Raw genomic sequence first — 15,492 nt, forward strand, 5'->3', positions numbered from 1 at the left:
CTGAGGTGTCGTGGCAAAACCCTGTATACATGGACAGTATAATGCCGCAAGTTGCGCCACTCTGCCAGTCCGGTGATGCGCTTTTTCAGGCAGCACCCTCAACGCGGGGCTTGCATCGGGCTCACGCGTCTTCGGTGCCGATCTGCAAGGCCTCCACGCGCTCGATCAAGCCCTGCAATGCCTCCCGCACCGCGGCGTCGCGCACGGCCTGCCGGTCGCCGGGAAAGTGACAGCAGCGTGCCTGCTGGCGGGCCTCGCTCCCCCACGCCAGCCATACGGTGCCGACGGGCTTCTCGTCACTTCCCCCGCCGGGGCCGGCCACACCGCTGATCGCCACCCCCAGCTCAGCGCCGCTTTCGCGACAGGCGCCCCGCACCATCTCGCACACGACTGCCTCGGAGACGGCACCGAACTCTTCAAGCGATGCCTCACTGACCCCCAGCAGGCGCTGCTTGGTGGCATTGGAATAGGTCACGTAGCCCGCATCGAAATAGCTGGAGCTGCCGGCAATCGCCGTGATCGCCGCGCTCACCCCGCCTCCGGTGCACGACTCGGCGGTGGTGACGCGCACCCCGCGCGCGACCGCCAGCGCCTGCAACTGCTCAGCCAGGGCATTCGCGCACGCAGCCTCGGGGGTCGTACCAGTCAATTGGCTCACGAACTTTCTCCTTGTGGAGGTCATCGGGTGAAAAGGGCAGCGAGCATGAGACATCACAGGCATTGGAGCCGGCCGCGCCAGTCCGTAGAATATCGCGCATCCCGCATGCCGTGCTCTCGCATGTGTGCTTTTTCCCATTGCAGTGCAGTCAAGGAAGTCCATGGCCATGGCCAAGAACAGCGCGCCCCAGATGACGCCGATGATGACGCAGTACATGAAGATCAAACGCGAGCACCCCGGCGTGCTGCTGTTCTATCGCATGGGCGACTTCTATGAACTGTTCCATGAGGACGCCAAGCGCGCAGCACAACTTCTCGATATCACGTTGACGGCGCGCGGCAGCTCCGGCGGCTCACCGATTCCCATGGCAGGGGTGCCCTATCACAGCGCCGAAGGCTATCTGGCACGCCTGGTCAAGATGGGCGAATCGGTGGCCATCTGCGAGCAGATCGGTGACCCGGCGACCAGCAAGGGGCCTGTCGAGCGCAAGGTCGTGCGTATCGTCACCCCGGGGACACTGCATGATGAGGCGCTGCTGGATGCCAGCCGCGACAACCTGCTGGTGGCGCTGCACCGTGATGGCGAGACCTGGGGCCTGGCCGCTCTCGAGCTCTCCTCCGGTCGCTTCAGCGTGCTCGAGGTCAATGGTGATGACGAGCTGCTGGCCGAGATCCAGCGCCTGTCGCCTGCCGAAGTCATGGTCGGCGAAAGCCGTACCCTCCCCGCCAGCCTGTCCTCGCGTCCGGGCCTGACCCGCCAGAGCGATTGGCACTTCGATCACGAGACTGCCTTGCGCCTGCTGTGCGATCAGTTCGGCGTCCAGGACCTCAACGGCTTCGGCTGCAGCCACCTGACGCGCGCCGTCACGGCAGCCGGTGCTCTGCTCGACTACGCTCGCGACACCCAGCGTACCGGCCTGCCCCACGTGACCGCGCTGGCCGTCGAGAGCCGCGATGACTCGGTGGTGATCGATGCCGCCAGCCGTCGCAACCTCGAGATCGATACCAACCTGGGCGGCACCAGCGACAACACGCTGGCCAGCGTGCTGGACGTCACCGCGACCGCGATGGGCTCACGCCTGCTCAAGCGCTGGCTCAACCGCCCGCTGCGCGATCAGCTTCAGATCGGCCAGCGTCAGGCGGCGGTGCAACGTCTGCTGGATGGCGACTATCCCTTCGAACTGCAAGGTCTGCTCAAGCGCATCGGCGATGTGGAGCGTATCCTCGCCCGTGTCGCGCTGCGCAGCGCACGCCCCCGTGACATGGCACGCCTGCGCGATGGCCTCAACACCCTGCCCGAGCTGCGCGCCGTGCTCGCCAGCGTCGAGAAAGGCAGCGCCATCGATGACCTGCGCGATGCCATCCGCCTGTTCCCGGCACTTTCCGCGATGCTCAGCGAGGCGCTGGTCGAGAATCCGCCGGTAGTGTTGCGCGATGGTGGCGTGATCGCCGATGGCTACGACGATGAGCTGGACGAGTATCGCGGCCTGTCCGAAAACGCCGGCCAGTATCTGGTCGCACTCGAGACCCGCGAGCGCGAGCGCACCGGCCTGAGCAACCTCAAGGTCGGCTACAACCGCGTGCATGGCTACTTCATCGAGCTGCCGCGCTCGCAATCGGCCGAGGCCCCGCCGGAATACATCCGCCGCCAGACCCTCAAGAATGCCGAGCGCTTCATCATCCCCGAGCTCAAGGAGTTCGAGGACAAGGCGCTGTCCGCCAAGTCCAAGTCACTGGCGCGCGAGAAGCTGCTGTACGAGCACCTGCTGGACGACCTGAATACCGAACTGGATGGCCTGCAGCAGACGGCCCGCGCGCTGGCATCACTGGATGTGCTGACCGCCTTCGCCGATCGCGCTGCCGCGCTCGATTTCGTGCGCCCCGAACTCAGCGAGACCCCGGGCATCGATATCGAAGGCGGCCGCCATCCGGTGGTCGAACATGTCAGCGATCACCCCTTCGTCCCCAACGATGTGCGCTTCGATGATGCGCGGCGCATGCTGGTGATCACCGGCCCCAACATGGGCGGTAAATCCACCTACATGCGCCAGACGGCACTGATCGCTCTGCTCGCGCATACCGGCAGCTTCGTGCCGGCGTCGCGCGCCTGCATCGGCCCGCTGGACCGCATCTTCACGCGCATCGGCTCATCGGATGACCTGGCCGGCGGACGCTCGACCTTCATGGTCGAGATGACAGAGACCGCCAGCATCCTGCACAACGCCACTGACGAGAGCCTGGTGTTGATGGATGAAATCGGCCGCGGCACCTCGACCTTCGATGGCCTGTCACTGGCATGGGCCAGCGCCGAGCATCTGGCGCGCACGCGTGCCTTCACCCTGTTCGCGACTCATTACTTCGAGATGACGGCGCTGCCCGAGCATGCCGATGCCGTCGCCAACGTGCATCTGACGGCCGCAGAGCACGGCGATGGCATCGTCTTCATGCACCGCGTCGAGGAAGGCCCCGCCAGCCAGAGCTATGGCCTGCAGGTAGCCCAGCTGGCTGGGGTGCCGCAGAGCGTCATCCTGCGGGCACGCGAGAAGCTGACCAGTCTGGAGCAGCAGGAAGTCGATCGTCCGCAGGTGGCGCGCGAGGATGCGCTGGGCCAGCCGGTACCGCAGCAGAATGACCTGTTCGCGGCACCGCCGCATCCGGTCGTCGAAGCCCTCAATGGCCTAGACCCGGATGATCTGAGCCCCAAGCGAGCGCTGGAGCTGATCTACGAATGGCACCGTCAGCACTGAGCGCCGTCACACTGGGCCAGCGTTGGCGCGCCTGGCTCGAGAATGAGTGGCAAGGCCCGAGAGTGAGCGGCAAGGCTCGACAGCAACCTTCGGGCATAGCACCATTCCAAAACGATCCGCCCCTGCTGATTGCGGGGGCGGCAGAGCGCCACTAGAATAACGCCTTATAACATCTGCGCCGCTTATAACCTGAAGGCCATGATGTCGCCGAGACGACACATGGTGGGCGCCTGGACCACGACCTACGAGAGAGACGCCAATCCGCGTCAGGAGACCTGCATGGCATTCATCGTCACCGAGAACTGCATTCGCTGCAAATACACCGACTGCGTGGAAGTCTGCCCGGTGGATTGCTTCTACGAAGGCCCGAACTTCCTGGTGATCAACCCGGATGAGTGCATTGACTGCGCGCTGTGTGAGCCGGAATGCCCCGCCGAAGCCATCTTCTCCGAAGATGAAGTGCCGGAGAACCAGAAGGAATTCATCGAGCTGAATGCCGATCTGGCCGAAGTCTGGCCGAACATCAGCGAGAAGAAGGACGCCATGGAAGACGCCGAGAAGTGGGATGGTGTCGATGGCAAGCTTGAGTATCTGGAGCAGTAAGCCCCTCAAGCAACCCGCATCTCACGTGGCAAGCGGCTTGCCCGCCCTGACCGGGCAAGCCCGGCTCTCACGACAGAAACGGCAGCGATTCCCCCGGGAGCCGCTGCCGTTTCTGTCTCTGATGCCGGAAGTCGGCGCCTGAAGTCGGTGACTCAAGCTCATGTCAGGAGCTCAGCACCCTGACATCCGGGCATAAAAAAGGGCGACCCCGTAAGGTCGCCCGCTCCAAGCGTGTCCCTGTCGATCCATCCTGGATCGCACTCCTGAGTGCTGTCCCTGCCCTTCACGACATCCTGTCATTCGGGGCGCACCGTCACGCGTGGCGGGCATTGCAGCACTGCTCGCGCAGCTGTCCCACCGCAATGCCCGTTAGTGCAGATATTTGCCTGTCCTGCTGTCCTGCCCATGCATTGCCCGGCGTCCTGCCTGTACCGCTCCCTGCCTGTGCAGCTGACAGCCTAACGACATTCCTTGTCCGACCATCCTTGTCGTGGCTTCCTGCCACTTGATGCTGCCGCTGTCTGCCCCATCATTCCTGACGCGGATGATGTCCCGTCATCCGTCACTTCCTGTGAAGGGCAAGCTTCCTGACTGCATATCAGAGCCTGAGGCTCTTCGACACTCCGTGTCGTTATCGTGCTTCCTGCCTGTGTGGCGCTTCCCATCGCCGACGGATCATCCTGATCCTGACACACTCCGGTGTCATGCCCGCTATCCTTGCTTCCCTGGCATCTCTCGCCTGACTCCTTCAAGCGAAGATATGCAGCTATCTGCTACCGACGTCCATGTCAGGTCCTTTTCCGCCGAGCGTCCTGCTCAGCGGGGCGAAACGTCCTGTCTCGCCATCAAGTCTTTTCTGATCATCCCGTTGGCATCCTGCCGAGACTGCGGTGTCCCGCCGCACCCTCACGTCCATGCAGCCATTCTGGGCAGCATTCGCCGGCGAGGCAACTAGCCAAACCGCTTAACCCGCTATACCTGAACAGGCCGTCAAAGAAAATATATTCATTGAAATCAAATAGATATTGAAGAACATACGTTCATATCCGCAGGCAACTCGCAGCCAGTGTCTCGATTGTCCTGCGGGATTTGTAAGAGATGGCTTACACGAAATCAGTGCCTGAAAGCGGCCTGTTTCCTGCATCCCCCCCATACGCACTCAATCATCGCCTGCAATGCACAACGGGGCCGCGCCAGAAGGCACGACCCCGTTGCAAGTTACCTCTGCGATGCTGGGCGCTGAGCCCTCACATCAGAGGCGATTACTGACCCTTGATCTCTTTCAGGCCGTTGTAAGCCACATCACCCAGCTGCTGCTCGATCACCAGCAGACGGTTGTACTTGGCGACACGGTCAGAGCGGCACAGAGAGCCGGTCTTGATCTGGCCAGCACAGGTACCGACGGCGAGGTCGGCGATGGTGGTGTCTTCGGTCTCGCCACTGCGGTGGGAGATGACCGCGGTGAAGCCGGCGGCCTGCGCCATCTTGATCGCATCCAGGGTCTCGGACAGCGAGCCGATCTGGTTGAACTTGATCAGGATGGAGTTGCCGATGCCTTCATCGATACCGCGGCTCAGGATGCGCGTGTTGGTGACGAACAGGTCGTCGCCGACCAGCTGCACCTTGTCGCCCAGCTCGTCGGTCAGCATCTTCCAGCCTTCCCAGTCGGACTCATCCATGCCGTCTTCGATGGAGACGATCGGATATTCCGCGGCCAGGCCGGCCAGATAGTCGACGAAACCACGTGCGTCGAAGCTCTTGCCTTCGCCGGACAGGTTGTACTGACCGTCCTTGTAGAACTCGGAAGACGCGCAATCCAGCGCCAGGGTCACATCGGTGCCCAGGGTGTAGCCTGCATCGCTGACGGCCTGCTTGATGACGGCCAGTGCTTCGGAGTTGGACGCCAGGTTCGGTGCAAAGCCACCTTCATCACCCACGGAGGTGCTCAGCTCGCGACCCTGCAGCACCTTCTTCAGCGCGTGGAAGATCTCGGCGCCGGTGCGCAGTGCTTCACGGAAGGTCGGCGCGCCGACCGGCTGGACCATGAACTCCTGGATGTCGACATTGTTGTCGGCATGCTCACCGCCGTTGATGATGTTCATCATCGGCACCGGCATGGAGTACTGGCCCGGCTGGCCGTAGAGCTCAGCGATGTGAGCGTAGAGCTCGATGCCCTTGGCCTGCGCTGCCGCCTTGGCAGCCGCCAGAGAGACGGCAAGAATCGCGTTGGCACCCAGCGATTCCTTGTTCTCGGTACCGTCCAGCGCCAGCATGGCATCGTCCAGCGCGCGCTGGTCGAGTGCATCCATGCCCACGAGGCGCTCGCGGATCGCGCCATTGACGGCTTCGACTGCCTTCAGCACGCCCTTGCCCAGATAACGGCTCTTGTCGCCATCACGCAATTCCAGCGCTTCACGCGAACCGGTGGAGGCACCGGAAGGAGCGCAGGCACTGGCGCGTTGGCCACCTCCCAGCACGACCTCGGCCTGTACGGTCGGGTTACCACGGGAATCGAGCACCTCAAGGGCGCGGATTTCGACGATATTGGCCATCTTGTGTCGTCCTCTACACGGGGGATTGAAACACCACGACGGGCATCTTGCCCATAGTGCAAAAAGGCCGCTCACACAGGGGTGAACGGCCAGTAGTCCTGCTCAACGAATGTCCAGCGGCGCGAAGCCCTTGACCAGCGCATCCAGCGATTGCAGCTGGCGCAGGAAGGGCTCGAGCTGATCCAGCGGCAAGGCGCAGGGGCCGTCACACTTGGCGTTGTCCGGGTCCGGATGCGCTTCTAGGAACAGACCCGCCAGCCCCAATGCGACACCGGAGCGTGCCAGATCGAAGACCTGCTCACGACGCCCGCCAGCGGAATCGGCTCGCCCGCCCGGGCGCTGCAACGAGTGGGTGACATCGAACAATACCGGCAGGCCGCTATCCTTCATCTCGGCCATGCCGAGCATGTCGACCACCAGGTTGTTGTAACCGAAGCTGGAGCCACGCTCGCACAGCAGAATCCGGTCATTGCCCGCTTCACCGCACTTGGCGACGATATGGCGCATCTCGTGCGGCGCGAGGAACTGCGGCTTCTTGACGTTGATGACGGCGCCGGTGCGCGCCATGGCCACGACCAGGTCCGTCTGCCGCGCCAGGAAGGCCGGCAGCTGGATGACATCGGCCACTTCCGCCACGGCTGCCGCCTGATGCGGCTCATGCACGTCCGTGATGATCGGCACACCGAAGCGCGACTTGATCTCGGCCAGAATCTCGAGCCCCTTCTCCATCCCGGGACCGCGGTAGGAGTGCATGGAGCTGCGATTGGCCTTGTCGAAGCTGGCCTTGAAGACGTACGGCATGCCCAGGCGTGTCGTCACTTCGACATACTGCTCGGCGACCTCCAGCGCCAGCTCCCGCGATTCGAGCACGTTCATGCCACCGAAAAGCGTCATCGGACGATCGTTGGCGACTTGCAGACCCGCAAATTCGATCACGCGTTGTTCGTTGCTCATCTCTGCACCGTCCATCAAATCGTTGTCCATCGGCAGTCTGCCTGAGGATGCTCTGGCGAACATCAAGACATGCAACCACCGCGGAGAAGACCTACGGGCGCCACCCGAGGTGGCGCCCGCTCAACACCCTATCACTCGCCGCGAGTACGCGCCGCCTTGTGATTGAGCGCGGCATTCACGAAGCCGGTGAACAGCGGATGGCCATCACGCGGCGTGGAGGTGAATTCCGGGTGGAACTGACATGCCACGAACCACGGGTGATCCGGCAGCTCGACCATCTCGACCAGCGAGTTGTCGACGCTGCGACCGGAGAAGATCAGGCCCGCTTCTTCCAGGGCCGGCACGAACTGGTCGTTGACCTCATAGCGGTGACGGTGACGCTCGACGATCTCGTCGCTGCCGTAGGCCTGATGCGCCTTGGAGCCGTTGAGCAGGCTGCAGGCCTGGCCGCCGAGACGCATGGTGCCGCCCAGATCAGACGCCGCGTCGCGGGTCTCGATCTTGCCTTCCGGCGTCAGCCACTCGGTGATCAGACCGACCACCGGGTGCTGGGTGTCATGGGTGAACTCGGTGGAGTTGGCATCGCTCCAGCCCGCCACGTTACGCGCGAACTCGATGACGGCAACCTGCATGCCCAGGCAGATGCCCAGATACGGCACCTTGTTCTCACGCGCGAAGCGCGCAGTGGCGATCTTGCCTTCCACGCCACGCTCGCCGAAGCCGCCCGGTACCAGCACCGCGTCCTTGCCGATCAGACGGTCGGTGCCGTTGCGCTCGATTTCCTCGGAGTCGATGAAGTCGACGTTGACCTTCACACGCCCCTGGATACCGGCGTGGATCAGCGCCTCGTTCAGCGACTTGTAGGCGTCGAGCAGCTCCATGTACTTGCCGACCATCGCGATGTTGATGGTCTTGAGCGGGTTGAGCTTGGCGTCGAGCACCGCGACCCACTCGGACATGTCGGCCTCTTTGGCCTCCAGGCGGAACTTGTCGCAGACGATCTCGTCGAGGCCGGCTTCGTGGAGCATCAACGGAATGCGATAGATGGTGTCGGCATCCTGCAGGGAGACGACGGCACGCTCTTCGACGTTGGTGAACAGCGAGATCTTGCGACGCTCGCTTTCCTCGATCTCGACTTCGCTGCGGCAGATCAGGATATCCGGCTGGATACCGATGGAGCGCAGCTCCTTCACACTGTGCTGGGTCGGCTTGGTCTTGGTCTCGCCGGCTGTCTTGATGTACGGCACCAGCGTCAGGTGCATGAAGAGCGCACGCTCGCCACCCAGCTGCGCACGCAACTGACGGATGGACTCCAGGAACGGCAGCGACTCGATGTCACCTACGGTACCGCCGATCTCGACCAGTGCGACGTCATAGCCTTCACCGCCGGCGATCACGCGACGCTTGATCTCGTCGGTGATGTGCGGGATGACCTGCACCGTTCCGCCGAGGTAGTCACCGCGGCGCTCCTTGCGCAGCACGTGCTCGTAGACGCGACCGGTAGTGAAGTTGTTGCCCTGGGTCATGCGCGAGCGGATGAAACGCTCGTAGTGACCGAGGTCGAGGTCGGTTTCCGCGCCATCTTCGGTGACAAAGACTTCGCCGTGCTGGAACGGGCTCATGGTGCCCGGATCGACGTTGATGTACGGATCCAGCTTGAGGATGGTGACCTTGAGGCCACGGGCCTCGAGAATAGCCGCCAGCGAAGCGGATGCGATGCCCTTGCCAAGCGAGGACACAACGCCGCCCGTCACGAAGATAAATCGTGTCATGGAAACCTGCCGAAAACGTGAGCTGTAGGAGAGATCCGGGGGAACGGATCAGGATGGGTCGCCAGTCTAGCGGAAAGGCTGCTCCGGCTCAATTTGAATGCCACCACCTGCCCATCTCGCGTCACCATCCGATGCACCCGCCATAACGCATCAGACCCGCCGTGGCGGGCCTGATGCGTGACGTCACATGACCTTTACACTTCCAGGAAATCAAGAATCCCTTCAGCGGCACGGCGACCTTCATCGATGGCGGTCACCACCAGATCGGAGCCGCGCACCATGTCACCGCCAGCGAACACCTTGGCGTTGGTGGTCTGGAAGGCATGACGCTCGGCGCTGGTCGCGATGCGGCCACGCTCATCGACGGCGATGTCGAAGTCGGCGAACCACGGCGCAGGGCTTGCCTGGAAGCCGAAGGCCACGACCACGGCATCCGCCGGCAGAATCTCTTCAGACCCCGGCACCACTTCCGGACGCTGACGACCATTGGCATCCGGCTCACCCAGACGGGTGCGCACGACCTTGACGCCTTCGACCTTGCCATCGCCGACCACGGCCACCGGCTGACGGTTGAAGAGGAAATCGACGCCCTCTTCGCGAGCATTGGTCACCTCACGGCGTGAACCTGGCATGTTGGCCTCGTCACGACGGTAGGCGCAGGTCACGCTTTCCGCGCCCTGGCGGATGGAGGTGCGGTTGCAGTCCATCGCGGTATCACCACCGCCGAGCACCACGACCTTCTTGCCTTCCATGGAGACGTAATCCGCCGGGTCCTTCTCGAAGCCCAGACAGTGATTGACGTTGGCGATCAGGAAGTCGAGCGCCTTGTGCACGCCCGGCAGATCCTCGCCCGGGAAGCCGCCACTCATGGCGTTGTAGGTCCCCATGCCCAGGAAGACGGCATCGTACTCCTCGAGCAGCGCATCGAAGGTCACATCACGCCCGACCTCGACGTTGAGACGGAACTCCATGCCCATCTCTTCGAAGATCTCGCGGCGACGCGTCATCACGCCCTTCTCGAGCTTGAACTCCGGGATGCCGAAGGTCAGCAGACCGCCGATTTCCGGATGGCGATCATAGATCACCGGACGCACGCCATTGCGCACCAGGATATCGGCGGCACCGAGACCCGCCGGGCCTGCACCGATGATGGCGACGCGCTTGTCGGTCCAGCTGACCTTGGACATGTCGGGGCGCCAGCCCATCGCGAAGGCGGTGTCGGTGATGTACTTCTCCACCGAGCCGATGGTGACGGCACCGAAGCCGTCATTCAGGGTGCAGTCGCCCTCGCAGAGACGGTCCTGCGGGCAGACGCGACCACAGACTTCCGGCAGCGAATTGGTCTGGTGCGAAAGCTCGGCGGCTTCAAGGATATTGCCCTCGGAGACCAGCTTCAGCCAGTTGGGAATGTAGTTGTGTACCGGGCACTTCCACTCACAGTAGGGGTTGCCACAGCCCAGGCAGCGATGTGCCTGGCTGGCGGCTTCTACCGGCTTGAACTCGGCATAGATCTCGTTGAACTCACGTGCGCGCACGCGAGCATCTTTCTTCTGCGGGTCCTGACGACCCACATCGATGAACTGGAAGTCGTTGGCGAGCTGATTGGCCATGATGAATCCTCCTTCAAAATCCGGGCACCGTCGCGGTGCGGGCCCTCACCCGAGGCATGCTGGGGTGAGGGATGCGATCACTCCGGCTGACGCCGTGACTGGTCCAGCAGGCCGTTGAGGCTTGCCGCCTTCGGCTTGACCAACCAGAAGTGACGCACGAAGTCAGGGAAATCACGCAGGATGTCGCGCCCGCGCTCGGAGCCGGTCTCGGCCACATATTCCTCGATGACTTCGCGCAGATGGCGACGATAGGCCTCCATGGCTTCGGTATTGATGCGGTGGATTTCCACCAGCTCGTGGTTGTACTTGTCGACGAAGTCGCGATTCTCGTCCAGCACGTAGGCGAAGCCGCCCGTCATGCCCGCACCGAAGTTGACGCCTGTCTCGCCCAGCACGCACACCAGACCGCCGGTCATGTACTCACAGCAGTGGTCACCCGCGCCTTCGATCACGGCGTGCGCACCGGAGTTGCGCACCCCGAAGCGCTCGCCGGCAGTACCCGCGGCATACAGCCGTCCGCCGGTCGCCCCGTACAGGCAGGTGTTGCCGATGATGGCGGTCTTGTGGCTCTCGAAGCGCGAACCACGCGGCGGCACGATGGTCAGCTTGCCGCCGTTCATGCCCTTGCCGACATAGTCGTTGGCGTCGCCTTCCAGATGCATCTCGAGTCCGTGCGCGTTCCAGACACCGAAGCTCTGGCCTGCCACGCCGGTCAGGCTGACCTTGAGCGGCGAGCCCGCCAGTCCGGCCTCGCCATAGCGCTTGGCGATTTCACCCGAGACACGCGCGCCCACCGAGCGATCGCAGTTGGTGACATGGAAGCTGAACTCGCCACCGCTGCGGCTGTCGATCGCCGATTCCATCGCGGCCAGCATCTCGAGGTTCTTGGCGCCGGGATCATGCGGCTCGTTGCGGCTGACCTGGCAGAACTGCGGCGCGCCCTTGGGCACGAAGTCATTGCCCAGCAACGGCGTGAGGTCGAGACGACGCTGCGCGTTGGTCTCACCTTCCAGCACGTCGAGCAGATCGGTACGACCGATCAGGTCGGTGATCTGACGCACGCCCAGCAGTGCCATCAGCTCGCGCACTTCCTCGGCGATGAAGCGGAAGTAGTGCTTGACCATCTCGACGGTGCCGCGGAAATGCTCGTCACGCAGCGCCTGGTGCTGGGTCGCGACACCGGTGGCACAGTTGTTCAGGTGACAGATACGCAGGTACTTGCAGCCCAGCGCGACCATCGGCGCGGTGCCGAAGCCGAAGCTCTCGGCGCCCAGGATCGCGGCCTTGACCACGTCCAGGCCGGTCTTGAGACCGCCATCCGTCTGCAGACGGATCTTGTGACGCAGCTGGTTGATGCGCAGCGCCTGATGCACCTCGGGCAGCCCCAGCTCCCACGGGGAACCGGCGTGCTTGATCGAGGTGATCGGGCTGGCCGCGGTGCCGCCGTCATAGCCAGAGACGGTGATCAGGTCGGCATACGCCTTGGCGACACCGGTGGCGATGGTGCCGATCCCCGGCTCGGAGACCAGCTTGACCGAGACCTGCGCCGACGGATTGACCTGCTTGAGATCGAAGATCAGCTGCGCCAGATCCTCGATGGAATAGATATCGTGGTGCGGCGGCGGCGAGATCAGTGTCACCCCCGGCACGGCGTAGCGCAGACGTGCAATCAGGTCGTTGACCTTGCCGCCCGGCAGCTGACCGCCCTCACCGGGCTTGGCGCCCTGTGCGACCTTGATCTGCAGTACCTCGGCATTGACCAGGTACGCCGGTGTGACACCGAAGCGACCGGAGGCGATCTGCTTGATCTTGGAGGAGCGCACGGTGCCGTAACGCGCCGGATCCTCACCACCCTCACCGGAGTTGGAGCGCCCACCGGCCTCGTTCATGGCCTGGGCCAGCGCTTCATGTGCCTCGGGAGACAGTGCACCAAGCGACATGCCGGCACTGTCGAAGCGCGGCAACAGGGACTCGACGGACTCGACTTCCTCGATCGGCAGCGGCTCGGCGACCGGCTTGAGGGTCAGCAGGTCACGAATGGTCGCCACCGGGCGCTCGTTGACCAAGCGCGCGAATTCCTTCCACTTGCCGTAGTCACCCTGCTGCACGGCCTGCTGCAGCTTCACCACCACATCCGGGTTGTAGGCGTGGTATTCGCCGCCATGCACGTACTTGACCAGCCCGCCCTGCTTGATGCGCTTGCGCGGCAGCCAGGCTTCACGGGCCAGCAGCTCCTGCTGGAACTGCAGTTCGGCAAAGCCGGCGCCTTCGATGCGCGAGGCCATGCCGGTGAAGCACATGTCCATGACTTCACTGTTGAGGCCGACCGCCTCGAACAGCTGCGAGCCACGATAGGAGCCGATGTGCGAGATGCCCATCTTGGACAGGATCTTGTAGAGGCCCTTCTGCATGCCCTTGCGATAGTTCTCGCGGGCATCAGCCGGGTTGCCGGACAGCTCGCCGGTGCGATGCATGTCAGCCATCACCTGATAGGCAAGGTACGGGTAGACCGCCGTGGCGCCCACCCCGAACAGCACTGCCATCTGGTGCGCGTCACGCGCATAGCCGGTCTCGATCACCAGATTGACGCGCGGGCGCAGGGCCAGCGCACCGAGGTGATGATGGATGGCGCCAGTCGCCAGTGCGGCATGAATCGGCAGCTGCCCCTTCTGCAAGCCACAGTCGCTGAGTACCAGGATCACCTTGCCATTGCGCGCCGCTTCCTCGGCCTGCTGACAGAGGCCCTTGAGCGCCTGCTTGAGGGAGTCCTGCGCCGGATCGTAGTGCAGCTTGAGCGTCTGCGAGGTGAAGGCCGGATCTTCGTGATTGACCAGCGCATTGAACTTGCGCGGTGACAGCACCGGCGTGGTCAGGATCAGGCGATGCGCGTGCTCCGGCGTCGCGTCGAAGATGTTGAGCTCGGCGCCACAGCAGGTCTCCAGCGACATCACGATCGCTTCGCGCAGCGGATCGATCGGCGGGTTGGTGACCTGGGCGAACTTCTGACGGAAGTAGTCGGTCAGCACGCGGTTCTGACGCGACAGCACGGCCATCGGCGTGTCATCGCCCATGGAGCCGACCGCCTCCTGACCGCTCTCGGCCAGCGGGCGCAGCAGCTGATCACGCTCCTCGAAGCTGACCTGGAACATCTTCTGGTAGACGTCCAGCTGATCGGCATCCATCGGCTGGAAACGCGCCAGCTCGGTCAGTGCAGACTCGAGATAGTTGGCGTTCTCACGCAGCCAGCGCTTGTAGGGATGCGCGCCCTTGAGGCGCTCACTGACCTGATCGGTGTGCAGCACTTCACCGGTCTCGGTATCGACACCCAGCACCTGACCCGGCCCGACGCGCCCCTTGGCGACGACATCTTCCGGCTTGTAATCGTAGGTGCCGATCTCGGAGGCCAGGGTGATGAAACCATTGCGCGTGATGACCCAACGCGCCGGACGCAGGCCGTTGCGGTCCAGCATGCACACGGCGTGGCGACCGTCGGTGAGCACGATGCCCGCCGGGCCGTCCCAGGCCTCCATGTGCATGGAGTTGTATTCGTAGAAGGCACGCAGATCGGAGTCCATCTGCTCGACGTTCTGCCACGCCGGCGGCACCATCATGCGGATGGCGCGATAGATATCCATGCCACCGGTCAGCAGGACTTCCAGCATGTTGTCCATGCTGGAGGAGTCAGAGCCGACAGTGTTGACGATCTCGTCCAGCTCGGCGATCTCGGGCAGCTGCTCGGAGACGAAGTTCTCCTTGCGCGCGTTGGCCCAGCCGCGGTTGGCCTCGATGGTGTTGATCTCGCCGTTGTGGGCGAGGAAGCGGAACGGCTGGGCCAGCGGCCAGCGCGGCGCGGTGTTGGTCGAGAAGCGCTGGTGGAAGACACAGATCGCGGTCTCGAGGCGCGGGTCGCCCAGGTCCTTGTAGAAGCGCGGAAGATCTTCCGGCATCACCAGACCCTTGAAGGAGATGACCTTGCCGGAAAGCGAGCAGACGTAGAAGTCCTCTTCACTCTTCAGCGCCTGCTCGGCATAACGGCGCGCCATGAACAGATCGACATTGAAGGCGATGTCGGTGCGCTCGTCGGCGGCACCGACGAAGACCTGACGGATGCGCGGCAGGCAGTCGCGGGCCATCGGGCCGCACACGCTGTCATCTACCGGCATGTCGCGCCAGCCCAGCACCTCGAGATTGCGCGCGCTCAGCGCCGACTCGAAGGCGTCACGCGCGGACTGTTCACGCGCATCATCATCAGGCAGGAAAAGCGTGCCGACGGCATAACGGGCGCCCAGTTCCAGCCCGAGGGTTTCTCGAGCGATCTGGCGCATGAAGCCGTCCGGCATCTTGAGCAGCAGGCCACAGCCATCGCCGGTCTTGCCGTCAGCGGCAATCCCGCCACGGTGGGTCATGCAGGTCAGGGATTCAATGGCGGTCTGCAGCAGTTCGTGGCTCGCCTGCCCTTCCATATGGGCGATCAGACCGAAGCCGCAGTTGTCGCGGAACTCTCCCGGATGGTGGAGACCTTTGTTCATGGGGCGTGCCTCACGGAGAAATCATGTGTCCAGATGCTTTTTTTCAAGCATTTTCCCGGTTATAGTTA

The 15,492-nt window shown here is 63.4% G+C and carries 8 protein-coding genes; 2 read left to right on the plus strand and 6 right to left on the minus strand.

Annotated features, from left to right (window positions below):
• Positions 1-121: 121 nt before the first annotated feature.
• The gene (locus HA399_RS15260; protein ID WP_404325428.1) at positions 122-658 is read right to left on the minus strand and encodes a CinA family protein; all 537 of its coding nucleotides are present in this window, start codon (positions 656-658) and stop codon (positions 122-124) included.
• A gap of 166 nt (positions 659-824) precedes the next feature.
• On the opposite strand from HA399_RS15260, the gene mutS reads away from it, so the two are divergent.
• Positions 825-3,404 carry a DNA mismatch repair protein MutS gene (gene mutS, locus HA399_RS15265; protein ID WP_404325429.1) on the plus strand — a complete coding sequence of 860 codons (2,580 nt, stop codon included), beginning with the start codon at positions 825-827 and terminating at the stop codon, positions 3,402-3,404.
• 279 nt (positions 3,405-3,683) lie between these two features.
• A complete protein-coding gene (gene fdxA, locus HA399_RS15270; RefSeq protein ID WP_043333067.1) occupies positions 3,684-4,007 on the plus strand; it encodes a ferredoxin FdxA in 324 nt (107 codons plus the stop codon).
• Positions 4,008-5,269: 1,262 nt separating this feature from the next.
• Here the strand turns inward: fdxA and eno are convergent.
• The 5 genes from eno to gltB all read right to left on the minus strand — a co-directional run bounded on the left by eno (position 5,270) and on the right by gltB (position 15,424).
• On the minus strand, positions 5,270-6,559 hold the full coding sequence (gene eno, locus HA399_RS15275; protein ID WP_404325430.1) for a phosphopyruvate hydratase: 1,290 nt from the start codon (positions 6,557-6,559) through the stop codon (positions 5,270-5,272).
• Between the two features lie 102 nt (positions 6,560-6,661).
• A complete protein-coding gene (kdsA, locus tag HA399_RS15280) occupies positions 6,662-7,513 on the minus strand; it encodes a 3-deoxy-8-phosphooctulonate synthase (protein WP_054556558.1) in 852 nt (283 codons plus the stop codon).
• A gap of 131 nt (positions 7,514-7,644) precedes the next feature.
• On the minus strand, positions 7,645-9,285 hold the full coding sequence (locus HA399_RS15285) for a CTP synthase (protein ID WP_043332948.1): 1,641 nt from the start codon (positions 9,283-9,285) through the stop codon (positions 7,645-7,647).
• Between the two features lie 194 nt (positions 9,286-9,479).
• Positions 9,480-10,895 (minus strand): FAD-dependent oxidoreductase, encoded by a 1,416-nt coding sequence (locus HA399_RS15290; protein WP_043332950.1) that lies wholly within the window; start codon positions 10,893-10,895, stop codon positions 9,480-9,482.
• A gap of 77 nt (positions 10,896-10,972) precedes the next feature.
• On the minus strand, positions 10,973-15,424 hold the full coding sequence (gene gltB / locus HA399_RS15295) for a glutamate synthase large subunit (RefSeq protein WP_404325431.1): 4,452 nt from the start codon (positions 15,422-15,424) through the stop codon (positions 10,973-10,975).
• Between the last annotated feature and the right edge of the window lie 68 nt (positions 15,425-15,492).

This window comes from Cobetia sp. UIB-001 (genome assembly GCF_044789135.1).
Classification (GTDB): Bacteria; Pseudomonadota; Gammaproteobacteria; order Pseudomonadales; family Halomonadaceae; genus Cobetia; species Cobetia amphilecti.

Bases quoted from the DNA above. Each gene is read 5' to 3' on its own strand.
- mutS (WP_404325429.1), top strand. From the start codon at position 825: ATGGCCAAGAACAGCGCGCCCCAGATGACGCCGATGATGACGCAGTAC.
- fdxA (WP_043333067.1), top strand. From the start codon at position 3,684: ATGGCATTCATCGTCACCGAGAACTGCATTCGCTGCAAATACACCGAC.
- eno (WP_404325430.1), bottom strand. From the start codon at position 6,559: ATGGCCAATATCGTCGAAATCCGCGCCCTTGAGGTGCTCGATTCCCGT.
- kdsA (WP_054556558.1), bottom strand. From the start codon at position 7,513: ATGAGCAACGAACAACGCGTGATCGAATTTGCGGGTCTGCAAGTCGCC.
- HA399_RS15285 (WP_043332948.1), bottom strand. From the start codon at position 9,285: ATGACACGATTTATCTTCGTGACGGGCGGCGTTGTGTCCTCGCTTGGC.
- HA399_RS15290 (WP_043332950.1), bottom strand. From the start codon at position 10,895: ATGGCCAATCAGCTCGCCAACGACTTCCAGTTCATCGATGTGGGTCGT.
- gltB (WP_404325431.1), bottom strand. From the start codon at position 15,424: ATGAACAAAGGTCTCCACCATCCGGGAGAGTTCCGCGACAACTGCGGC.